Source organism: Kitasatospora sp. NE20-6, assembly GCF_045862635.1.
In genome coordinates this window covers 16,935-39,562 of sequence record NZ_BPRL01000036.1, presented here as the reverse complement: position 1 = coordinate 39,562, position 22,628 = coordinate 16,935, and the positions used below count along the sequence as shown (strand labels likewise).

Sequence of the window (22,628 nt, the reverse complement as noted above, 5' to 3'; positions counted from 1 at the left end):
CGGAGGGGAACCGTTCACGGCGTCGTCCGGAGCTCGCGTGCGACCTGTCCGGCCAGTGCGGCCCCGTCCAGGAGGAACCGCAGCCGGCCGACCCCGAGCAGCCGCAGCGCCGGGCCGTGGTCCAGCGCGACGAATCCCCCCGCTGCCACGGCCAGCAGCCGCCAGCCGGTGGCGGCGGGCGCCCGCAGCGGCCGCGGCAGCGCGGCGAGGGACTCGCGCAGCCTGCAGCAGTGGAAGGGGACGTGCCGCACCTCGTCGGCCAGGACGAGCCCCGCCGTCTCCGCGATCAACGGGTCGCGGGCGCCGTCCCGCACCGCGCGGTAGTACCGCACCGCGACGACCTCGGCGACCAGCAGCACCATGAGCTCCAGCCGCAGCCCCAGCAGCCGCCGGAACCGGACGAAGAGGGCGTCGCTCCAGTGCGACCCGAGCAGCGGCACGCCGCCGGCGTCGAGCAGCCGGGCCAGCAGCCGGGCGTGGTTCTGCTCCTCGGCGACGAACAGCCGCAGTGCGGCCGTGTACGCGGGGTCGCCGAAGGCCTCCGCCTTGGCGATCAGCTGGGTGCCGTCGCCGTCCTCGCCGACCTGGAACCGCTGCAGGCTGCGCCAGAGGGCGGGGTCGGCCGTGGCGCCGCGGGAGGTGTCCGGGTCGGCGCGGCGGCTGCGCCGGTGGGCCTCGGCGGTGAAGTGGGCCACCCAGCCGGGATGGTCGAGCACGGCCGGAGGGGCGGGGGCCGGGGCAGCCGCCCGGGCGGTGGCGGTGGCGGTGTCGGTGGTGGCTGTGGTGGTGGTGGTGTCGGCGGTGGCGCCGGCCGGCGCGGTCATCCGGCGGCCGCCGTCCGGGCGAGGCCCGGGCGGGTGCCGCCGGGGTCGGGGTGGGCCCCGTCGAACAGCGCGACGGCGAACGGGGGCGCCGCGACGGCCCGGGCCCACTCCAGACGGCGGATCGCCCGCAGGACGACGAGGAGCGGGACCGCGCCGACGACACCGAACGACATGTCGATGAATCGCCACATGAGCGGGATCTCGCGCAGCGGGCCGCAGATCAGGGCGAGCGGGACGACACCGGCGCAGGCGAGCAGGGCCCAGCGGATCACCCAGACGTTGCGGAGGGGGTCGCGGAGCGGTCCCCAGAAGGCGGTGGCGATCACCAGGTGGGCGAAGGCGAGCCAGTCGGTGCCGTACGCGAGGAAGGGGTGGCGGAGGTTGGTGTCGGCGACGCCGTCGCGGACCCGGTCCGTCCAGCCGGCGATGCCGGGCCAGTGCTCGCCGAGGCCGCTGCGGTGGACGGCGTCGGCCAGCCAGCGGGTCTCGGTCTCCAGCGGGAAGGCGGTGAGCCCGCTGAGCGCGAGGCAGACGATGAAGATCCACAGCCAGGTGCGGATCTTCCGGAGCTCGGCCCGGGGGCCGGGTTCGGTGGTCATGGGGCACTCCCGGGACGGCGCGTCGAAGGGGGGGCGGCCCGGGGTGTCCGGGCGGCGCAGGATCACTGTAGACCTCAGTATTGAACATGTTCAAGATGGGAATTGAACGCGTTCAGCATGGGCCTCGGGGAGGGGCGGCGAGCATCCGCGACGCCGCCCGGACACCCGCCGGCGGACCCTGCCGGGTGCGGCGGCGCGGACGCCCGCCATGACCCGCAACATGCTGAAACGGCACCGCAACACCCACTCCCACCAGGCGAGATGGCGATTGACAGCAGCCTGGTCGGGTGGCCAGCATGATGCTGTCGAACCCGCCGCGACCCAGAGGAGGACGCCGAACCATGAGCCGTGTCAGCTGTCCCCCGTGTCGCCGCGCGACCGCCTCCTGAGCGAGTCGCCACCCCACTCCCGGCGCTGACCGCCATCCCTTGCGCTGCGCCCCCTTGCGCTGCGCCGCCGTACGCTGCGCCGCCTTGCGCCGGGCTGCCGTGCACCCGCTCCGCGTCGCCCTGCACCGTTCCGTGTCGCCCTGCTCCGCCGCGCCTCCGCCGTGCCCGCCCTGCCGCCGGCCCGGACGCGCCGCCGGGCCCCGTCGTGCCGAGAAAGCCGAGGATCCGCCATGACCGCTGTCGCCACCGAGATCGCCACCGACACCGACACCGCCACTGCCGCCGCCGCCCCCGCCGCCACCGCCCCCGTCGAGCTCCGCCTCACCCCCGTCGCCGGGCGGATCGGCGCGGTCGTCCACGACGTCCGCCTGGGCGGCGACCTCGACGCCGCCACCGTCGCCGCGGTCGAGACCGCGCTCCACCGCCACAAGGTGCTGTTCTTCCGCGGCCAGCACCACCTCGACGACGCCGGCCACGAGGCCTTCGCCCGTCTGCTCGGCCACCCCGTCGGCCACCCGACCGTGCCGAGCGCCGACGGCCGGTACGTCTTCGAGCTCGACGCCACCAAGGGCGTGCGCGCCAACAACTGGCACACCGACGTCACGTTCGTCCCGTCGTACCCGAAGGCGTCGATCCTGCGCGCCCTGGAGCTGCCGGAGGCGGGCGGCAGCACGGTGTGGGCCAACACCGCGACCGCCTACCAGGACCTGCCCGCGCCGCTGAAGGCGCTGGCCGAGAGCCTGCGCGCGGTGCACACCAACGACTACGACTACGCGGCAAGCCTCGCGCTCGCCCCCGAGCTCGCGGACGACGCGGAGGTCGCGAAGCTGTTCCGGCAGGTCTTCGTCTCCACCACCTTCAGGACGGAGCACCCGCTGGTGCGCGTCCACCCGGTGACCGGCGAGAAGAACCTGCTGCTCGGCTCGTTCGCGCAGCGCGTCCAGGGCGTCTCCGGCGCCGACAGCAAGGCGCTGATCGCGCTCTTCCAGCGCTACGTGGAGCGCCTGGAGAACACCGTCCGCTGGAACTGGCAGGTCGGCGACGTCGCGATCTGGGACAACCGCGCCACCCAGCACTACGCCGTGGCCGACTACGGCGACCAGCCGCGCCTGGTCCGCCGGATCACCCTCGACGGCGACCTGCCGGTGGGCGCGGACGGCGTGCCGAGCCGCCTGCTGGAGCCCGCCGACCCGCCGGCCGTGGCGGGCCTGGTGCCGGCCGGGCAGCTGGAGGCCGCGGCGCTCGGAGGCTGACGACCGGGCCCCCGGCGCGCAGCCGCGCCGGGGGCAGGGGCGCCGCCGGAACCGGGGCAACCACGGCCGTTTCGGATGTTGTCGGTGCGAACCTCTAATCTTGTCCACCGTGACCGCGATCGCTGACCAGCCCACCAGGCCCGCACCCGGCCCGGCCGCCGACGAGGGGCTCGCCCGCCGGCTCAAGGCGCTGGCCTGCACCGCCCCGCTGCACGACCTCGACATGCGCAAGGTCAACCTCGCCGGCGAGTACAGCTCGTACACGATGGCCGAGATCGGGCTCGCCGCGATCGACCTCGTCACGCTCAACATGGACTTCGACACCGGCGCCGACCGCGACATAGTGCTCGGCCGGCTGCACCCGCGGATCGCCGCGCAGAACCCGGGCCGCGACCCCGCCGAGCACGCCCGCGTCGGGCGCTGGGTGCTGGAGTCGCTGATCAACGTCGGCAGTGTCGACCGCGGGTTCCGCGCCGTCTACGGCACCTTCGGCGCCGACGGCGGGTACGTCCGGCGCGACTACGACTTCAAACTGATCGAGGAGGTGCCGGGGCCCGACGGCGGCGTCTACCTGCGCACCACCGACGAGGCCGTCAACGTGCTCGTCGGCGCCCTCGACACCGACGTCACCTCCGCCCAGATCGCCGCCGAGGTGAAGCTGGAGGTGCTGATCCGCCGCGGGCGGCTCGCCGACGCGCAGCTCGCCGCCGAGCAGGCCCGCTACCGCACCGTCCAGTACGCCGAGACGCTGCGCCGCGCCCTGGAGGCCACCCGCCGCAACGTCCGCGCCGTCGACTGGATGGAGACCGTCCCCGACCTGATCGACGAGGCGCTCGACCACATCGCCGACCGGTACCGGCACGAGAACGCCATCCTCACCAACATCCGCCGGGCCCGCGACGAGGCCGTCGACCCCGAGCACAAGCGCCGCGCCGCCGAGCTCGTCGACATCGTCAAGGACTGCATCCGCCGCCACACCCAGCTGCAGACCCGGCTGCTGGAGGCCGGCCCGCTCTTCCGCGCCGAGCAGGACCGCCAGGCCTTCGCCGCGCCGAGCGCCCGCAGCGGCATAGACCTGTACGGGCACCTGCTCGCCCCGCTGCTGGAGCTGCCGCTGGAACGCGCGGTGCGGCCCACCGACGCGTTCTTCGCCCGCGGTGCCGGCCTGCGCGTCGCCGCGTCCGTCCGCGTCGCCGACCTCGTCGACCTGCTGCTCACCCCGCCCGTCGAACGCGAGCACCTCGGCGCCGAGCTCCCCGAGCCCGACCTCGTCGCCACCCCCGACGACAGCCGGTTCACCGAGGCCCAGCTGGAGGCCGCGCTGGACCTGCTCGACCTGCCCGCCGACGCCCCGCGACGCCTCTCCGGCCTGCTCGCCGACGCCCGCCGCCAGGACCCCGACCTGCCGTACCTCGTCGCGCTGCTCGCCGTGCACGCCGCCAGCCCGCCCGTCGGCACGGCCTACCGGCAGGGCGAGGAACGGCTGCTCTTCGCCGTCGACGACGGCACCCGCCTCGACGACCCCGAGTTCGGCGGCGCCGACCTCATCGTCGGCAGCGCCCTGCTCGACGCCGCCGGCATGGCCGCCGACCGCAAGGAGGCGAGCTGATGTCCCACCCCTCACCGCGCAAGGAGCCCCGCCCGTGACGACCCTCCACGAGCCGGCCTGGGCATCCGAACCGGAGCCCGCCCCCGCCCAGCTCACCCCCGCGGACGTCACCGACGCCGCCCGGCTGGTCTCCTTCGGCCTGCAGGCCAAGCTGCTGCCCGCCCGCGACGCCGAGTACGCCGAGCTGGTGCGCCGCCACCGTGAGGACCCGCAGTTCGCCCGGCTCGCCGACGCCGTCGCCACCGGCATGGGCCTCGTCGTCCTGGAGGTGTCGCCGCGCGCGGGCATGGCCGTCGCCGCCGCCGAGGACTCCGTCTTCGCCGTCCGCATGGGCGACTACTCGCGGCGCGCCGCGTCCGAGTCGACCGACCGCTTCCTGCACGGCCTCGCGCACCTCGCCGTCGCCGCCCTGGCCTTCCCCCGCCCGGAGGACCTCGCCGACGACGGCTACCTCGGCCGCGTCACCGTCAACGGCGTCGACGCGTTCGTCCGGCAGGCCTGCCGCCGCCTGGAGGAGCGCGCGGAGGCCGAGGGCGCCGTCACCGACCCCGCCACCGACGCCCCCGGCCTGGAGGCCGCGTGGCGCGTCTGGGCCCGCCGCTCCGCCACCGGCGCCACCAAGGACGCCCGCCGCCTGGCCGGCTCCACCACCGGCATCGTCTCCAAGGCCGTGCTCTTCCTCGTCGACTCCGGCTTCCTCCAGAAGACGTCCGACGACTCCGGCGGCACCTACCGCACCACCGCCCGCTACCAGCTGCAGGTCCGCGACCTCGCGGGCGGCGCCGCCATGGCCGAGCTCACCGACCTCGGGGTCGTCCCGGTCACCGACGGCACCGCCACCCTGCTGCCGCCCGACCACACCGACGAGCTGGTCGCCGACGCCGGACTGCCGTTCCACGCCCTCTGACCCGCCCGGCACACCGCCCGGCCACCGCCCCGCCCGGCACACCGCCCGCAGACCGGCCGCCGCCCGCCCCGCCGGGCACACCACCCCGACCGGCACACCGCCCCCCGCCTGACCCGCCCCAGGAGAACCGCCGCACATGTACGAGCTCAACCGGGTCCGCCTGTACTCGATCGGACCGGCCGGTGCCCGCTATGCCGACACGGTCCTCGACCTGCGCGGCGTCGGCGAGCCGGTGGCGGAGCCCGCCCCGCAGCAGATCGGCCTCTTCGGCGAGGAGCCCGAAGGACCGCGCCGCCGCCCCGCCCCCGCGGGCGTCCTCTTCCTGGAGAACGGCGGCGGCAAGTCCGTCCTGCTCAAACTGATCTTCTCGGTGATGCTGCCCGGCCACCGCAACACCCTGGGCGGCGCCAGCTCCGGCGTGCTCCGCAAGTTCCTCCTCGCCGACGACTGCGGGCACGTCGCCCTGGAGTGGCAGCACACCGTCACCGGCGAACTCATCGTCGTCGGCAAGACCAGCGAGTGGCGCGGCCGCCAGGTCTCCTCCGACCCGCGGAAGTTCGCCGAACTCTGGTACTCGTTCCGCCCCGGCCCCGGCCTCACCCTCGACTCGCTGCCCGTCGCCGAACGCCTCGCCCTCGCCCCCGAGGGCAGGGCCCGCGGCCGCCGCCGCACCATGAAGGGCTTCCGCGACGCCCTCACCGAGGCCGGCAAGGCCCACCCGCACCTCGACCTCACCTTCGAGGAGATCCACGACCGCTGGAACGAACACCTCGGCGCCCTCGGCCTCGACCCCGAACTCTTCCGCTACCAGCGCGAGATGAACGCCGACGAGGGCGAGGCCGCCGGCCTCTTCGCGGTCAAGCACGACTCCGACTTCACCGACCTGCTGCTGCGCGCCGTCACCGACACCCGCGACACCGACGGCCTCGCCGACCTCGTGCACGGCTTCGCCGCCAAACTCGGCCGCCGCTCCGAACTCGCCGCCGAACGCGACTTCACCGCCGGCTCCCTCGACCTCCTCCAGCGCATCGTCGACGCCACCGCCGCCCGCGAGACCGTCCGCGAGACCCACCGCGCCGCCGAACGCCGCACCCGCCGCCTCGTCCACGCCCACCTCGGCCGGGCCGCCGCCGAACGCGACCGTGCCCAGGACCTCGCCGTCGAGGTCGCCGCGGCCGCCGGCGCCGTCACCGCCGCCGAGGCCGACCGCACCCGGCACTCCCTCATCACCGCCGAACTCACCCACCGCCACGCCACCCTCGGCCTCGCCGCCGCCACCTCCGACGCCGCCGCCCTGCGCCGCGAACTCATCGAGGCCCGCACCCTCCACTCCGCCTGGCAGGCCGCCGAGGCCGCGCTGCGCCACCGCGCCGCCGCCGACCGCGCCGCCCGCGTCTCCGCCGCCATCCGGGAGGCCGAGCTCGACGCCGCCCCCGCCCTCGCCGCCCGCGCCCGGGCCGCCGGCGCCCTCGCCCGCGCACTGGAGACCGCCGCCCTCGCCGCCGAGGCCCGCGCCGACCAGGAGGAACTGCGCGCCGGCGAAATCCAGGAGGACGGCTCCGCCGCCCAGACCGAGGCCACCGCCGCCGCCACCGCCGCCCAGAAGGCCCGCAGCGAGGCCGAGCACCTGCGCCAGCGCCTCGCCGAGGTCGAGCAGGAGACCGAGGCCGCCGTCGAGGCCGGCTGGATCGACGCCACCGAGGACCCCGACCCGGCCCGGGCCGCCCTGCACGCCTCCGACGCCGAGAAGGCCGCCGCCGCCGCGCTCACCCAGGTGCGCGCCGCAGCCGAGCAGGCCGCCGCCCGGCTCCGCGAGACCGCCGCCGCCGAGGCCCGCGCCGAACTCGCCGCCGCCCGCGCCTCCGACGCGCGCGCCGCCGCCGAACGCGCCCTCGCCGCCGAGCACCGCACCGCCGCCCTGCTCGCCGCCGAACCCCGGCTCGCCGACCTCCTCTCCCTGACGCCCTACCAGGAGACCGCCGACGAGGACGAGGGCTTCCTCACCCCCGCACTCCTCGACACCAACGCGGAAGCGCTGCGCGAGCAGCTCGACCAGGCCGTCGCCACCGCCGAACGCACCCTCTTCGACCTGCGCACCGCCGCCGCCGACGACTCCCGCATCCTCGCCGCCCTCGGCGACGGAGGCCTCCTGCCGCCCGGCCCGGACGTGCTCGCCACCGTCGAGCACCTCGGCGAGCACGGCATCCCGGCCCTGCCCGGCTGGCGCTACCTCGCGCAGTCCGTCGACCCCGCCGACCACGACGCGATCCTCGCCGCCCGGCCCGAACTCGTCGACGGCGTCGTCGTCACCGACCCCGCCTCGCTCGACCGCGCCCGCGCGGCCCTCGCCGCCGCCGCCCTGCTGCCCCGCTCCACCGTCGCGGTCGGCACCGCCGCCGCCCTCATCGCCCCCATCGAGGGCGAGCCCGCGTTCTTCCTCGTACCGCCCAACCCCGCCATGCACGACGAGCGCGCCGCCGACGACGAGCGCCGCGAGCTCCGCACCCGGGCCACCGCCCGCGAGGAGCACATCCGCGAACTCGCCGCGCGCCTCGGCCACGACCGCGCCCTCGCCGCCCGGCTCGCCTCCTGGCACGCCCAGTGCCCGCCCGGCACCCTCGCCGAACTCGCCGCCGCCGCCCGCGCCGACGGCGAACAGGCCGAGACCGCCGCCGCCGTCCTCGCCACCGCCCGCGCCGAGCACACCGAGGCCGAGGCCGACCACGCCGCCGCCGTCGGCGTGCACGAGGAACGCCGCGAGGCCGTCCAGCAGGCCCGGCGCCGCGCCGACGCCCTCGCCGGCCTCGCCTTCCGCCTGCGCGAGCGCACCACCTGGGCCCGCCGCCGCCGCGAACTCGCCGACGACGCCGCCGAATGCGACCAGCGGCAGGCCACCTGCGCCGACCGCGCCCGCACCTGCGACGAGGACCGCCGCGCCGCCCAGCGCGCCGCGGACGACGCCCGCCGCACCGCCCGTACGCTCCGCGCGGAGCGCGCCGAACTCTCCGCCCTCGCCGAGGACGCCCCGGAGCCCCACGGCGCCGCCGCCTCCCTGCCCGCCCTCCGCGAGGCCTACCGCGCCGCCTCCCAGGTCTACGAGAAGGTCGGCGTCGGCGCCGACCTGCGCGCCGAACAGGCCCGCGCCGAAGGCGAGGAGGCCGCCGCGGCCATCGAACTCGACCGCCTCACCAACAAGGTCCGCACCCGCGCCGAGGAACTCCTCGCCAGCCCCGACGGCGCCGACGGCCCCGCCCGGCAGGCCGCCGCCACCCGCGCCGAGGAACTCGTCGCCACCATCGAGGCCCGCTCCGCCGCCGCCAGCGAACAGCTCGGACGGCTCCGCGGCGAGGCCGAACGCTCCGCCCCCGCCGACGGCGAGGCCCACACCGAACTCCCCGACGAACTCGTGCCCACCGACCCCGAGCACGCCCAGGTGCTGCTCCGCACCGCCACCACCCTCCTCGCCGAGCGCCGCGAACGCCTGGAGACCGCCCGCACCGAGCACGCCGACCTGCTGCGCACCTTCGACGCGGCCCAGGCCGCCGCGGCCGACTTCGAGGAGATCGCCGCCCAGCTCCGCGACGGCCTGCGCGACCACGCAGACGAGCCCGAGCAGAGCGCCGAACCGTACCTCGGCGGCCTCGCCGAGGCCCGCACCGGCGCCACCGAGACCCGCCGCACCCTGCGCGCCGCCGCCGCGGAGCTCAGCAGCGCCGAACTCGCCGTCCGCGACGCCTCCGACGCGCTCATCCGGCACGCCAACGCCGCCCGCTACGAGGCCGTCCGCACCCCCGCCCGGCAGCAGATCCGCGAGCTGCCGACCGCGGCCCTGCCCGAGCACGCCGCCGCCTGGGCCGCCGCCTTCGCCCCCCGGCTGCGCGTCCTCACCGACGAGCTCACCCAGCTCGAACGCAACCGCGGCTCCATCGTCGACCGCCTGCGCGGCCTGGTGGAGAGCTCGCTGACCACCCTGCGCGCCGCCCAGCGGCTCTCCCGGCTGCCCGAGGGCCTGGGGGAGTGGTCCGGTCAGGAGTTCCTCCGGATCCGCTTCGAGGACCCGGACCACGCCCTGCTCGTCGAGCGCCTCGGCGAGGTCATCGACGAGGCCACCCGCGCCGCCGTCCGCAAGAACAGCGACCTGCGCCGCGACGGCATGTCGCTGCTGCTGCGCGGCGTCGCCGCGGCGATGGGCCCCAAGGGCGTCAGCGTCGAGATCCTCAAGCCCGACGCCGTGCTGCGGGCCGAGCGCGTCGGCGTCGGCCAGATGTCCGACGTCTTCTCCGGCGGCCAGCTCCTCACCGCCGCCATCGCGCTCTACTGCACGATGGCCGCGCTGCGCGCCAACGACCGCGGCCAGTCGCAGCTCCGCCACGCGGGCACGCTCTTCCTCGACAACCCGATCGGCCGCGCCAACGCCACCTACCTGCTGGAGCTCCAGCGGGCCGTCGCCGACGCGCTCGGCGTACAGCTGATCTACACCACCGGCCTGTTCGACACCACCGCGCTCGCGGAGTTCCCGCTCGTCATCCGGCTGCGCAACGACGCCGACCTGCGGGCCGGTCTCAAGTACATCTCCGTCGAGGAGCACCTGCGTCCCGGCCTGCCCGCCCCGCAGGACCCGGACGGCCCGGCGATCCACGGCGAGATCACCGCCACCCGGATGTTCAAGCGCCCCGCCGAGCCCGCCGAGCCCGCCGAGCCTGCCGCGGCGGAGTAGCGCCCGCGCTCCCGGGGGCCGCCGGACCCGGACGCCCGGACGCCCGGTGGCCCGGTGGCCCGAAAACCGTTCGCGCCGCCGGGCCGTGGCGCCCTACCCTGCGCGCCATGACCCCCCGAGAGCCGGACCACGCCGCCCGCCACGCCGTCCGCGCGGAGGGCGGGGCCGACCGCGCCGCCGTCGCCGCCCTGCACACCGCGGCGTTCGGCGACGACGGCCACGTGGCCGCCCTCGTCGAGGCCCTCCGGCCGGCCCCGCTGTCGTTCGTCGCGACCGACGGCGGCCGCGTCGTGGGGCACGTCGTGCTCAGCCCGGCCCGCCTCGACGCACCCCGGCGGCTCGTCGACGTGCTCACCCTCTCCCCGCTGGCCGTCCTCCCCTCCCACCAGGGCCGCGGCCTCGGCACCCGGCTGATCGCCCACGCCCTCGCCGCGGCCGACGCCGCCGGCGCACCCCTGGTGTTCCTGGAGGGCCCGCCCGACTACTACGGCGCCCGCGGCTTCGACCGGGCCGACGAGCACGGCTTCCGCAGCCCCTCGCTGCGCATCCCCCCGGCGGCGTTCCAGGTGGCGCGGCTCGGCGGCCACGAGCCGTGGATGACCGGCACCTTCGTCTACCCGGACGTCTTCTGGGCCCTCGACTGCGTCGGCCTGCGCGACCCGGAGGCCTGACCCGACCCCGCCCTCCGGGCCCGGTACCGCAGCCGCGGGCGAAGCCGCCACCGACGCGCCCCGCCCGGCGTAGAGTCCGAGCCCCGGCCCCTGCGCCGGGCCCGACGACCCGACCCGAAGGGAACGCCCATGCCGGTGCTCGCGCACCTCAGCGACATCCACCTCGGCCAGGACCACGGCGGTGACGGCGGCGCCCGGGCGGAGGCGCGCGCGGCGCGGGTCATGGCGTACCTGGAGGCGCTGCCGGGCCCGGTCGACGCGGTGCTCGTGACCGGTGACATCGCGGACCACGGCCGTCCGGAGGAGTACGCGGCAGCCGCCCGCGTGCTGGCGTCGGCCCGGCACACGGTGCTGACCTGCCCGGGCAACCACGACGTGCGGGAGGCGTACCGGGCCGGTCTGGCGGGGGAGGAGCCGTCCGCCGGGCCGGTGAACCGGCTGCACGAACTCCCCGGCCTGACCGTGCTGATGCTCGACTCCTCCGTGCCCGGCCGGGACGAGGGCCGGTTCGACGAGGAGACCATCGCCTGGCTGGACACCACGCTCACGCACGCCCGCCGCGACGTGCCCGCCGTGGTCGCGCTGCACCACCCGCCGGTGGCGTTGCACCAGCCGTCCGTCGACCGGATCCGCCTGCAGGACACGGAGCGGTTCGCCGCGGTGCTGCGCTGCCACCGGCAGGTGGCGGCGGTGCTGTGCGGTCACGCGCACACGGGTGCGGCGGCCCGGTTCGCGGGCCTGCCGCTGGCGGTGGCGCCCGGGGTGGTGTCCACGGTGACGCTGCCCTGGGAGGGCGGGCCGGGCATCGCGTTCGACCACCCTCCGGTGATCGCCTTCCACGTGCTGGACGAGGACGGCGGGCTGACGACCCATCAGCGGGTGGTCGTCGGCTGACGGCCCGGATGCCGGCGGGCCGTTGTGAACTCCGGGTAAATCGTTTCGCCGGGGTCGTTCCCGCACGGGGCGGCGCTCGTTGGGCCGGTCATGATCACTCCCCCTCCCGGCGGCCCGGACGGCCGTTCCGGACGCAAGGCCGTGCTGACGGCCCTGGCCTCCGCCCTGTTCGACGAACCCGGGCCGGGGCGCGACCCGGGCCACGAGCACTGGGCGCACCTCGTGTCGCGCGCCGAGTTCGCGTACCGGGCCGGCCTCGGTCACCACGAGCGGGCCGAACTCGCCTACGAACGCCTCCGGTTAGTCAACGACTCGGTCGCCGACCCGCAGGCGCTGGCCGGTGACGTGCACCGGCTCGCGGCCCTGCACGAGTGGACGGCCGTCGTCGACGGCTCCCTCGCCACGGTCGCCGGCATCCACTACAACCTCTTCCTCGGCAGCCTCCTCGACCACGACCCGCACCCCGCACGGCGGCGCCACCTCGACGACCTGCTGGCGATGCGGCGCATCGGCACGTTCCTGTGCACCGAGCTCGACCACGGCAACGACGCCGCGGCGCTGGAGACCACCGCCACCCTCGACCGGGACACCGGCACGTACGTGCTGCACACCCCGCACCCCGGCGCCCGCAAGTACATGCCCAACACCAGTGCGGCGGGCGGCCCCAAGAGCGCCGTCGTCGCGGCGCGGCTGCTGGCCGACGGCCGCGACCACGGCGTGTTCCTCCTCCTCGCCGAGCTCGCCGACGCCGACGGGCCCCGGCCCGGCGTGCACGTCGAGCTGCTGCCGGAGCGCACCGGCACCCCGGTCGACCACTGCCTCACCTCGTTCGACCGGGTGCGGCTGCCCGCCTCCGCCCTGCTGACCGGCGACCACGGCCGCCCCGGCCCGGACGGCTCGACGCTCTCCGGGCCCGGCAGCCGGCGCAAGCGGTTCCTCCGGTCCATCGGCCGGGTCACCGAGGGCAAGCTCTGCATGAGCGCCGCCGGGGTGGGCGCCGCCCGCGCCGCCCTCGCGATCGCCGTCCGGTACGCCGGGCTCCGGCACATCAGCGGCACCGCCGCCGGCAGCCGCGTGCCGCTGAGCGCGCACCGCTCGCACACCGACCGGCTGCTCGCGGCCTGCGCCACCGCCTACGCGATGACGTTCCTGCACCGCACCGCGACGCGGGCCTGGGCCGACCACGAACCGGAGGGCCGCGCCCGCGCCGAGCGGCTGGTCGCCGTGACCAAGGCGTGGAACACCTGGCGCACCCGGGACGTGCTCATCGAGTGCCGCGAACGCTGCGGCGCCCAGGGGCTCTTCCCGGCGAACGGCCTCGCGGAACTCCCGCTGAACGTCGAGGGCGCCATCACCGCCGAGGGCGACAACCTGGCCGTCTGGGTCAAGGCCGCCGCCGAGCACGTCTTCGCGCACGAGGAGCCCCGCCCGGTCCGCGCCGCCGCCGGCCCCCCGGCCGACCCGGACGCGCCGCACGAGCCGGACGCGCCGCACGAGCCGCACGCGCCGCGCGAGCCGGACACGTCGGCCGGGGCGGACACGTCGGCCGGGGCGGACACGCTGCGCGACCCGTACGCGCTGCGCGACCTGCTCGCCGCCGACGAGGCCCGGCTGCGCCGCCACGCCGCCGCGCGGATCCGCTCGGGTCCGTCCGGCGACCCGCTGGCCCGCTGGAACCACGCCTCGCCGGCCGCCCAGGACGCCCTGGCCGCGTACGCGCTGGTGCAGGCCGCGGACGCCTTCCTCGACGCCGTCGGGACGGCCGGCGACCCGCAGGCGCGGGCGCTGCTCGCCGACCTGTGCCGGCTCTTCCTGCTGCAGCAGGTGCACCCGCGCAGCGGCGACCTGGCCGCGGCGGGGCTGCTGTCCGTGCAGCAGGCGGGCGGGATCGTCGCGGAGTCGGAGGCCCTGCGGGTGCGGCTCACGCCGCACCTGGAGACGCTCACCGAGGCCTTCGCCCTGCCGGCGCCGCTGATGGACCGGCTGCCGCTGACGGCCCGCCTGCCCGCCGCCCCGGTGTCGGCCGGTCCGGTGCCCGCCGGCCGCTGAGCCGTACGCCGACGGCATGCCGACGGCCCGCCGCGCCGCAGGGATCGCGGTCCGGCGGGCCGTCCGGCGCCGGTCCGACCGGTGCTCAGACGGCGGCGAGTTCGCCGCTGAGGGTGGTGTGCAGGTGGGCACTGGGGGCGTTCAGGCCCGTGATCTCCAGGGTCTTGCCGCGCTGGGCGTAGCGCGCCGCGACGGCGTCGAGCGCGGCGACGGTCGAGGCGTCCCAGATGTGCGCGGCCGACAGGTCGACGACGACCCGGTCGGGGTCGTCCGCGTAGGCGAAGTGCGGGGCGAGGCCGTCGGCCGAGGCGAAGAAGAGCTGGCCGGTGATCCGGTACACCACCGTGGTGCCGTCGGCGGAGGTCTCCGCGGTGATCCCGGTGTGCCGGGCGACGCGCCGGGCGAAGAGCGCCGTCGCGGTGACCGAGCCGACGACCACGCCGACGGCCAGGTTGCCGGTCGCCACCACGCAGACGACGGTGACCACCATGACGGCGGTCTCCCCGGCGGGCATGCGGCGGAGCGTCGCGGGCGCCACCGAGTGCCGGTCGAACGTCGCCCACGACACCATCACCATGACGGCCACCAGCGCGGCCATCGGCATCCGCGACACCACCGGGCCGAACAGGACGCACAGCACCATCAGGAACGACCCGGCGAGGAAGGTCGACAGGCGCGTGCGGGCGCCCGACACCTTCACGTTGATCATCGTCTGGCCGATCATCGCGCAGCCGCCCATGCCGCCGAAGAGCCCGGTGACGATGTTGGCGACGCCCTGGCCGACCGCCTCGCGGGTCTTGTCGGAACGGGTGTCCGTGAGGTCGTCGACGATCCGGGCGGTCATCAGCGACTCCATCAGGCCGACCAGCGCCATCGCGAAGGCGTACGGGGCGATCGTCAGCAGGGTGTCGGCGGTGAACGGCACGTCGGGCAGGCCCGGGTGCGGCAGGGCGGACGGCAGCTCGCCCTTGTCGCCCACGGTCGGCACGGAGATGCCCGCCGCGACCGTGACGGCGGTCAGGGCGACGATCGACACCAGCGGGGCCGGCACCGCCGTGGTGAGGCGGGGCAGGAGCACCAGCAGGGCGATCCCGGCCGCGAACAGCGGGTAGACCGCCCACGGCACGTGCTGCAGCTCCGGGAGCTGCGTCAGGAAGATGAGGATCGCCAGCGCGTTGACGAAGCCGACCATCACGGACCGCGGGACGAAGCGCATCAGCCGCGCCACCCCCAGCACGCCCAGCACGATCTGGAACACCCCGGCGAGCAGCACGGCCGCGACGAGGTGTCCGAGGCCGTGCTCCCGGTTGAGCGGGGCGATGACCAGCGCGACCGCACCGGTGGCGGCGGAGATCATCGCCCGCCGCCCGCCCACCACCGCGATGGTCACGGCCATGGTGAACGCCGAGAACAGGCCGATCTTCGGGTCGACCCCGGCGATGACGGAGAACGAGATCGCCTCGGGGATCAGCGCCAGCGCCACCACCAGGCCGGCCAGCACCTCGGTGCGCCACACCCCCGGGTCGGAGAGCCAGTCGGGGCGCAGGCCGCGGAGCCGCGCGGCGGCGGCGGACGGGACGGGGAAGGGCACGGGGAGCGGCTGCCTGTCGTGAGGACGGCCCGCCGGGCGGGCCGGAAGCGTGCGGAGGGCTGCGGAGGGCTGCGGCCCTGCAGGTCGCCCGGGGGCGTCGTCGGTCCCGGGCGCGGGCGGAGCGGTCCGGCGCGGCGGCCGTCAGGTGCGCTGTGCCCCCCGAGACCTTACCGGGCCGTCCGGGGGAGGCCGCCCGCGGCCCGGCCCGGTCCGAGGTGCGGACCCCGGTGCGGAACGCGCTCTCCGGCGCCTAGGATCATCGTCCCCCCACAGCTCACACCGGCCCCCTCCGTCCCTGGAGTAGACATGCCCCGCACCCTGCACGCCGAGCTCGCGGTCGCCGACCGCCTGCACCTTGCCGAGAGTCCGCTGTGGGACGACCGCGTCCAGCTGTTCCGCTGGGTCGACATCATCGCCGGTCACGTCCACAGCTGGGATCCGGCGACGGGGGAGCGCACCCGCTTCGAGGCGGGCCTGCCGGTCGGCGCGGTCGCCCTGCGCGCGGCCGGCGGCCTCGTGCTGGCGGTGGCCGACGGCTTCGCCGTCCTCGACGAGGACGGCGCGCTCACCCGGATCGCCGACCTCGACTCCGCGGGCGGCACCCTGCGCATGAACGACGCCGTCTGCGACGCCGAGGGCCGCCTCCTCGCGGGCACCATGGCGTACGACCACACGCCCGGGGCCGGCACGCTGCACCGCCTCGACGCCGACGGCACCGTGCACACCGCGCTCGACGGCGTGACGATCTCCAACGGCCTCGACTGGTCGCCCGACGGCGCCACCGCCTACTACGCGGACAGCCCGACCCGCCTCGTGCACGCCTACCGCTACGAGGCCGGCCGGCTGCACGACCCGCGGCTCTTCGCCGAGATCGAGGGCGGCGTGCCGGACGGCATCACGGTCGACACGGAGGGCGGCGTCTGGGTGGCCGTCGCCTTCGGCGGCGAGATCCGCCGGTACCTGCCCGACGGCACGCTCGACACCGTGGTGCGGGTGCCCGCGACCATGACGACCAGCTGTGCCTTCGGCGGCCCCGCCCTGGACACCCTCTACATCACCACGGCCACCGAGAACCTCACGCCGGCCGAGCTCGCCGAGCAGCCGCTGGCGGGCGGGATCTTCACCTGCACGCCCGGTGTCACGGGCCGCCCGGCGCACCGTTTCCGCGGCTGAGCGGGAGGCCCGTTACACCTTTCGGCAGGCGTTGTGTCCCAGTCGGCCGGAAACTTGAAGAAGTCTTCCCAGTCTTGGATGCTGGACCCTCCCGGGTGTGCCCGGGCGGCGGCCGGCGCAGCTGCCGGCAACGGAGGTCAGCGTGACGGACCTGTTCCGCGAGGAGCTCGGGGCGCAGTTGGTCCAGGCCCGCGGCGACCTCGCCGCCGCACGCGCGGCGGGTGACGACGACGGCGTCCAGGCCTACCGGGGGCGGATCGCGAGCCTGCTGCGGATCGCCGCGCGGCACGGCATCGACCTGCCGCACGCGCCGGACGAAGAGGAAGACGAGGACGACTGAGCATGCCGGTCCCGCTCTACCAGGCCAAGGCGGAGTTCTTCCGCACCCTCGGTCACCCGGCCCGCATCCGTGTCCTCGAACTCCTGCAGGACGGCCCCCGCCCCGTCCGCGAGCTGCTGGCGGAGATGGACATCGAACCGTCCAGCCTCTCCCAGCAGCTCGCGGTGCTGCGGCGCACCAACCTCGTCACCGCGACCCGTGAGGGCAACACCGTGGTGTACGAGCTCAGCACGCCGGACGTCGCCGAGCTGCTGCGGGCCGCGCGCCGGATCCTGACCGAGATGATCACGGATCAGGAGGTCCTGCTGGCGGAGCTGCGCGGCGGCGGACAGGCCGTCCCGACGCCCTGATCCGTGTCCGTCCGGTGCCCCGATCCGTCCGGTGCCCCGATCCGCCCGGGGCCCGCGGTGTGTCAGTCCCGCGGTGCGGTGGTGGTGGCAGCGGCAGTGCCGGCAGCGGCGGCGGTGGCGCGGTGGCCGGTGACGACGCTGTCGAGCAGGCCGGGGAAGCGTGCCGCGAGGTCGTCGTGGCGCAGCGAGTTCATCTTGGAGGTGCCGCGACGCACCTGCCGGATCACCCCGGCCTCGCGCAGCACCCGGAAGTGGTGGGTCAGCGTGGAGCGCGTCACCGGCACGTCGAAGGCCACGCAGTTGACCTCGGCGCCGTGCTGCGCCAGTGAGGCGACGATCCGCAGCCGGACGGGATCGGCGAGCGCGTGCAGCACGCACTCCAGCCGGATCTCCCCGACCGCGGGCTCGGGGAAGACGCCGGGCTCGGGGCAGGCGGCGGTCGCGGGGCTGGTGTCGGTCACGCCTCATCGTACGACGGATCTCGTAGTTTGACAGACTTCGTCGTACGAGAGTTATCGTCGTCACTCCGAACCGCCCCGGCCGATTCACCCCGGCCACCGTCCGAGGAGCCCCCGTGAGCGTCCTGTTCGAGCCGATCACCCTCCGTTCGCTGACCGTCCCGAACCGGGTCTGGCTCGCTCCGATGTGCATGTACTCCGCGGCGCCGGACGGCCCCGAGCAGGGCGCGGCCACCGACTTCCACCTCGCCCACCTCGGCTCCCGCGCGGCCGGCGGCGCCGGTCTGGTGATGACCGAGGCGGTCGCGGTCCGCCCCGACGGCCGGATCTCCCCGTACGACCTCGGCCTGTGGAACGACCGGCAGCAGGAGGCCCTCGCCCGGATCGCCGCCCTGATCACCGCGCACGGCTCGGTGCCCGCGATCCAGCTCGCCCACGCCGGCCGCAAGGCGTCCACCGGTGGCCCGACGGGCGGTTCCGCGCCGCTCGGCCCCGAGGAGGGCGGCTGGCCGACGGTCGGCGCCTCCCCGGTGGCGTTCGGCGCCAACCCGGTGCCCGACGAGCTGACGGAGGAGCAGATCGCCGTCCTCGTGCAGGACTTCGCCGCCTCGGCGGTCCGCGCCCGGGAGGCCGGCTTCCTCGTGGCCGAGGTCCACGGGGCGCACGGCTACCTCGTGCACTCCTTCCTCTCGCCGCACTCCAACCACCGCACCGACGGCTACGGCGGCAGCTTCGCGGGCCGGGCCCGGTTCGCGCTGGAGGTCGCCGCGGCCGTCCGCGCGGTCTGGCCGGACGACCTGCCGGTCTTCTTCCGCGTCTCGGCCACCGACTGGCTCGACGGCGAGCCCGGCTGGACCGTGGACGAGTCGGTGCTGCTCGCCAAGGAGCTCGGGAGGATCGGCATCGACCTGGTCGACATCTCCAGCGGCGGCAACGCCCCGCACGCCCGCATCGAAACCGGCCCCGGCTACCAGGTGCCCTTCGCGGAGCGCATCCGCAGCGGGTCGGGCGTCCCGGTCAGCGCGGTCGGCCTGATCACCGAGCCCGCCCAGGCGGAGGAGGTCCTCACCGCCGGCCGGGCCGACGCCGTGATGCTCGGCCGCGAACTGCTCCGCGACCCGTACTGGCCGCTGCACGCCGCCCGGGTGCTCGGCGCCGAGCGCCGCTGGCCCCGGCAGTACGGCTACGCGGTCGGCCCGCGCGGCTGATCCGGCGGGGCTGATCCCGCGCGGCTGATCCGGTGGGGCCCGCCCTGCCGGGCCGTCAGCCCTGCAGCGGCGCCCGGCGACCCGCCGGGCGCCGTCCGCGTTCCCGGCTGCCGTCCAGCGGCGACGCGGAGTTGGGCCCCCGGCGCTTCTGCGCCGCGATCTGACGCGACACCAGGATCTCCAGCAGCCCCCACGCCGTGCCGAACACCCCGATCGCCATCACCACCAGGGCCGGTGTGAGCAGCGTGGTGCCCGCGTACGAGGCCAGGACGGCGACGATCAGGGCCACCAGCATCAGGGAGAACGAGAGCCCCGCCCGGACGGCGGCGGCCCGCACCTCGTCCGGAAGGCGGCGGCGAACGGTGGACATCGGCGACCCCCAGCGCTGACGTTCGCAGAGCTGCGCCCGGCGTACGGACCGGCGGTCGGGCCGGCGGGTGCACGGGCGGGCAGGTGCGTGTGCGGACAGGTGCCGGTGGTGTGCGCGGGCGCGCACCCCTCCGACACCCCCACCCTGCCCCACCCGGGGGCCGCCATGCGGCGGAAGTCCACGATCGGGCCCGGAATTCGGCGGGCGTTCAGGTACGAACCTCAGTCGAGGGTGGCGTTCAGCTCGTCGAGCGCCCCCGTCACGATGGTGCGCATCGCCCGTTCGGCGAGCGCGGCGTCGCCGGAGCAGATCGCGTCCGCGACCTCGCGGTGCAGCTGCACGGCGTACGGCCGCGGCCGGTGCGGCATCAGGTGGTGCTCGGTCCGTCCGGTCAGCACGGCGCCCACGGTGTCGTGCAGGTGCGCGAACATCTCGTTGCCGGAGGCGCGCAGCACCGTCGCGTGGAAGGCGATGTCGTGCTGCAGGAAGGCCTCCAGGTCGGCGGCCCGGGCGGTGACCGTCAGCTCGACCGCGAGCGCGGCGAGGGCCCGGCGGTCGTCGTCGCTCGCCTCCACCGCGGCCAGCGCCGCCGCGGCGGGCTCGACCGCGACCCGCAGCGAGCCCAGCGAGCGCAGCTGCGCCGCCCGGTCGGCGCCGGCCAGCCGCCAGCGGATCACCAGCGGGTCGAAGACGTCCCAGCCGGCCCGGGGCTGCACGGTGATGCCGACCCGGCGCCGCGGGGCGACCAGCCGCATCGACTCCAGGATGCGCACGGCCTCGCGGACGACGGTGCGGGAGACCCCGTAGCGCTCCTCCAGCTCCTCGGTGCGCAGCACCGTGCCCTCCGGGATCTCGCCGGAGGCGATGGCGGGGCCGAGGTCGGCGAGCAGGCGGCCGGGCAGGCCCTGGATCTCCATCCGGCCAGACTAGCGGGAAGCAAAAGTATGACGATTAAGTTTCAGGGGCTTGAATAAGTCATACCTTTGCGCGACAGTTGGCGCGGATCAGGCAGAAGAGGAGCACCACCCATGGCTCTCAGCGTCGAGGACCAGCCGCCCGTCATCGTCGTGATGGGCGTCTCCGGAGTCGGCAAGACCACCGTCGCCCGGCAGCTCGCCGACAGGCTCGGCCTCCCGTACGCGGAGGCCGACGACTTCCACCCCGCCGCCAACATCGCCAAGATGAGCGCCGGCACCCCGCTCGACGACCACGACCGCGAACCCTGGCTGCGCGCCCTCGGCGCCTGGCTCGGTGCGCAGGCCGCCGACGGCACCGGTGGCGTCGTCACCTGCTCGGCACTCAAACGGCGCTACCGCGACACCCTGCGCGCGTCCTGCCCCGACGCCTTCTTCCTGCACCTCAGCGGCAGCCACGAGCTCGTCCGCGACCGCCTCGTCCACCGGGCCGGCCACTTCATGCCGCCCTCCCTCCTCGACTCCCAGTACGCCGCGCTCGAACCCCTCGGGCCCGACGAGCGCGGAGCCGTGCTGGACGTCGGCCCCACCCCGGAAGCACTCGTCGAGAAGGCCGCAGCACTGCTCGGCCCCGTCAACGGAGACCTCGCGTGACCACCCCCACCCTCCTGCTCGCGGCGGCCGCCCCGGCCCTCCCGCACACCGACAGCGACGGGCAGCTGCTCGTCGCCGTCCTGGTCAGCATCGCCTCGATCGTCCTGCTCATCACCAGGCTGAAGCTGCACCCCTTCCTCGCCCTCACCCTCGGCTCCGCCGTGCTGGCCGTCCTCGCCCGGGCGCCGTTCGACAAGCTGCTCGCCAGCTTCGCCACCGGCTTCGGCTCGACCGTCGCCGGTGTGGGCCTGCTGATCGGCCTCGGCGCGATGCTCGGCAAGCTGCTCGCCGACTCCGGCGGCGCCAACACCATCGCCGACACCGTGCTCGCCCGCACCGGGCGCCGCGGGCTGCCCTGGGCGATGGCCCTCGTCGCCGCCCTCCTCGGCCTGCCGCTCTTCTTCGAGGTCGGCGTCGTCCTGCTGATCCCGATCGTGCTGCTCGTCGCCCGCCGCGGCAACGTCCCGCTCATGCGGATCGGCATCCCCGCCCTCGCCGGACTCTCCGTGCTGCACGGCCTGGTGCCCCCGCACCCCGGCCCGCTGGTGGCCGTCGACGCCCTCAAGGCCGACCTCGGCGTCACCCTCGCCTTCGGCCTGCTGATCGCGGTGCCCACCCTGATCGTCGCCGGCCCGCTCTTCGGCCGGGTCGCCGAACGCTGGGTCGGGCCGCTGGAGCCGCCCACCGAAGCCGCCCCCGCCGCCGACACCGTGCCGCACGAGCGCAGCCCCCGCTTCGGCGCCGTGCTCGTCACGATCCTGCTGCCCGTCGTGCTGATGCTCGGCAAGGCCCTGGTCGACGTCGTCGTCGACGACCCGAAGGCCGTCCTCCAGCGGATCTTCGACTTCGTCGGCTCGCCGCTCATCGCGCTGCTCGCCGCCACCCTGCTCGGCATGCTCACCCTCGGCCGGGCGGCCGGCTTCACCAAGGCCGAGATCTCCCGCACCGTCGAGAAGTCGCTCGCGCCGATCGCGGGCATCGTCTTCATCGTCGGCGCAGGCGGCGGCTTCAAGCAGACCCTCATCGACGTCGGCGTCGGCGACGCCGTCAGCACCTGGGCCGGCACGTGGCACATCTCCGCGATCCTGCTCGGCTGGCTGATCGCCGTCCTCATCCGGCTCGCCACCGGCTCGGCGACCGTCGCCACGATCACCGCCGCCGGCATCGTCGCCCCGCTCGCCGCCGACCTGTCGACCAGTCACGCCTCGCTGCTCGTCCTCGCCATCGGCGCCGGATCGCTCTTCTTCTCCCACGTCAACGACGCCGGCTTCTGGCTCGTCAAGGAGTACTTCGGCCTGAGCGTCGGTCAGACGGTGAAGTCCTGGTCGGTCATGGAGACCGTCATCTCGGTCACCGCGATCGCCCTGATCCTGCCGCTCAGCCTGATCGTCTGAGCCTGCCCGACCCCGCAGGACCCCCGACTCGCAGGACCCCGGCCACCTCCCCGCGCCGGGGTCCTGCGGCATTCCCGCCGGCGGAGCGGGCGCGCTGCCGGACGGCCGGTGCGGCGGGCCGCCCCGACCGCTCCGGTCCCCCCGGCCGGCGCGCCTGAGGGCGGGCACCTCCCCCGTGGGTGCCCGCCCTCCGCCGTACTCCGCCTGCCGCGCCCGCGCTCCGCGGGGCTGTGTCCACCTGGTCCCGCGCTCCGCGAGGCTGTG

Annotated in this window: 19 protein-coding genes; 13 read left to right on the top strand and 6 right to left on the bottom strand. The window is 75.8% G+C overall.

Going from position 1 to position 22,628, the window contains the following annotated elements:
- Window positions 1-14: 14 nt before the first annotated feature.
- Together SNE206_RS23230 and SNE206_RS23225 are read right to left on the bottom strand one after the other, a co-directional pair.
- Window positions 15-824: a ferritin-like domain-containing protein gene (locus tag SNE206_RS23230; protein ID WP_407915411.1), complete on the bottom strand. Its 810-nt coding sequence runs from the start codon at window positions 822-824 to the stop codon at window positions 15-17.
- A complete protein-coding gene (locus SNE206_RS23225) occupies window positions 821-1,423 on the bottom strand; it encodes a hypothetical protein (protein ID WP_407915410.1) in 603 nt (200 codons plus the stop codon). Before SNE206_RS23225 ends, SNE206_RS23230 begins: the two co-directional genes overlap by 4 nt.
- A gap of 619 nt (window positions 1,424-2,042) precedes the next feature.
- Between SNE206_RS23225 and SNE206_RS23220 the strand changes: the two genes are divergently transcribed.
- The 7 genes from SNE206_RS23220 to SNE206_RS23190 all read left to right on the top strand — a co-directional run bounded on the left by SNE206_RS23220 (window position 2,043) and on the right by SNE206_RS23190 (window position 13,912).
- The gene (locus SNE206_RS23220) at window positions 2,043-3,065 is read left to right on the top strand and encodes a TauD/TfdA dioxygenase family protein (protein ID WP_407915409.1); all 1,023 of its coding nucleotides are present in this window, start codon (window positions 2,043-2,045) and stop codon (window positions 3,063-3,065) included.
- A gap of 109 nt (window positions 3,066-3,174) precedes the next feature.
- Window positions 3,175-4,674 (top strand): hypothetical protein, encoded by a 1,500-nt coding sequence (locus tag SNE206_RS23215; protein ID WP_407915408.1) that lies wholly within the window; start codon window positions 3,175-3,177, stop codon window positions 4,672-4,674.
- A 34-nt stretch (window positions 4,675-4,708) separates the two neighbouring features.
- The gene (locus SNE206_RS23210; RefSeq protein WP_407915407.1) at window positions 4,709-5,581 is read left to right on the top strand and encodes a hypothetical protein; all 873 of its coding nucleotides are present in this window, start codon (window positions 4,709-4,711) and stop codon (window positions 5,579-5,581) included.
- Between the two features lie 136 nt (window positions 5,582-5,717).
- Window positions 5,718-10,298, top strand: a complete 4,581-nt coding sequence (locus SNE206_RS23205) for a hypothetical protein (protein WP_407915406.1) — start codon at window positions 5,718-5,720, stop codon at window positions 10,296-10,298.
- 107 nt (window positions 10,299-10,405) lie between these two features.
- Entirely contained in the window at window positions 10,406-10,969 is a 564-nt protein-coding gene (locus tag SNE206_RS23200) for a GNAT family N-acetyltransferase (protein WP_407915405.1), read from the top strand.
- Window positions 10,970-11,098: 129 nt separating this feature from the next.
- A complete protein-coding gene (locus SNE206_RS23195; protein WP_407915404.1) occupies window positions 11,099-11,863 on the top strand; it encodes a metallophosphoesterase in 765 nt (254 codons plus the stop codon).
- 90 nt (window positions 11,864-11,953) lie between these two features.
- Entirely contained in the window at window positions 11,954-13,912 is a 1,959-nt protein-coding gene (locus SNE206_RS23190; protein ID WP_407915403.1) for an acyl-CoA dehydrogenase, read from the top strand.
- Between the two features lie 85 nt (window positions 13,913-13,997).
- On the opposite strand, the gene SNE206_RS23185 is transcribed toward SNE206_RS23190, so the two are convergent.
- Complete coding sequence (locus SNE206_RS23185; protein ID WP_407915402.1) at window positions 13,998-15,503, bottom strand: SulP family inorganic anion transporter; 1,506 nt, start codon at window positions 15,501-15,503, stop codon at window positions 13,998-14,000.
- Window positions 15,504-15,809: 306 nt separating this feature from the next.
- Between SNE206_RS23185 and SNE206_RS23180 the strand changes: the two genes are divergently transcribed.
- The 3 genes from SNE206_RS23180 (at window position 15,810) to SNE206_RS23170 (ending at window position 17,366) form a co-directional block, all read left to right on the top strand.
- Window positions 15,810-16,676: an SMP-30/gluconolactonase/LRE family protein gene (locus SNE206_RS23180; RefSeq protein WP_407915401.1), complete on the top strand. Its 867-nt coding sequence runs from the start codon at window positions 15,810-15,812 to the stop codon at window positions 16,674-16,676.
- Between the two features lie 142 nt (window positions 16,677-16,818).
- The gene (locus SNE206_RS23175; protein ID WP_407915400.1) at window positions 16,819-17,016 is read left to right on the top strand and encodes a hypothetical protein; all 198 of its coding nucleotides are present in this window, start codon (window positions 16,819-16,821) and stop codon (window positions 17,014-17,016) included.
- A gap of 2 nt (window positions 17,017-17,018) precedes the next feature.
- Window positions 17,019-17,366: an ArsR/SmtB family transcription factor gene (locus SNE206_RS23170; RefSeq protein ID WP_407915399.1), complete on the top strand. Its 348-nt coding sequence runs from the start codon at window positions 17,019-17,021 to the stop codon at window positions 17,364-17,366.
- Between the two features lie 62 nt (window positions 17,367-17,428).
- Here SNE206_RS23170 and SNE206_RS23165 read toward each other — a convergent pair whose 3' ends face one another.
- Window positions 17,429-17,827, bottom strand: coding sequence for an ArsR/SmtB family transcription factor (locus SNE206_RS23165; protein ID WP_407915398.1), 399 nt, complete (start codon window positions 17,825-17,827; stop codon window positions 17,429-17,431).
- Window positions 17,828-17,940: 113 nt separating this feature from the next.
- On the opposite strand from SNE206_RS23165, the gene SNE206_RS23160 reads away from it, so the two are divergent.
- The gene (locus SNE206_RS23160; RefSeq protein WP_407915397.1) at window positions 17,941-19,032 is read left to right on the top strand and encodes an NADH:flavin oxidoreductase/NADH oxidase; all 1,092 of its coding nucleotides are present in this window, start codon (window positions 17,941-17,943) and stop codon (window positions 19,030-19,032) included.
- Window positions 19,033-19,087: 55 nt separating this feature from the next.
- Here SNE206_RS23160 and SNE206_RS23155 read toward each other — a convergent pair whose 3' ends face one another.
- Window positions 19,088-19,402, bottom strand: a complete 315-nt coding sequence (locus tag SNE206_RS23155) for a hypothetical protein (protein ID WP_407915396.1) — start codon at window positions 19,400-19,402, stop codon at window positions 19,088-19,090.
- A 221-nt stretch (window positions 19,403-19,623) separates the two neighbouring features.
- Entirely contained in the window at window positions 19,624-20,319 is a 696-nt protein-coding gene (locus SNE206_RS23150) for a FadR/GntR family transcriptional regulator (protein WP_407915395.1), read from the bottom strand.
- Window positions 20,320-20,430: 111 nt separating this feature from the next.
- Here SNE206_RS23150 and SNE206_RS23145 point away from each other — a divergent pair, with 111 nt between their 5' ends.
- Together SNE206_RS23145 and SNE206_RS23140 are read left to right on the top strand one after the other, a co-directional pair.
- On the top strand, window positions 20,431-20,970 hold the full coding sequence (locus tag SNE206_RS23145) for a gluconokinase (protein WP_407915394.1): 540 nt from the start codon (window positions 20,431-20,433) through the stop codon (window positions 20,968-20,970).
- Window positions 20,967-22,364 (top strand): GntP family permease, encoded by a 1,398-nt coding sequence (locus SNE206_RS23140; RefSeq protein ID WP_407915393.1) that lies wholly within the window; start codon window positions 20,967-20,969, stop codon window positions 22,362-22,364. Before SNE206_RS23145 ends, SNE206_RS23140 begins: the two co-directional genes overlap by 4 nt.
- Window positions 22,365-22,628: the final 264 nt, after the last annotated feature.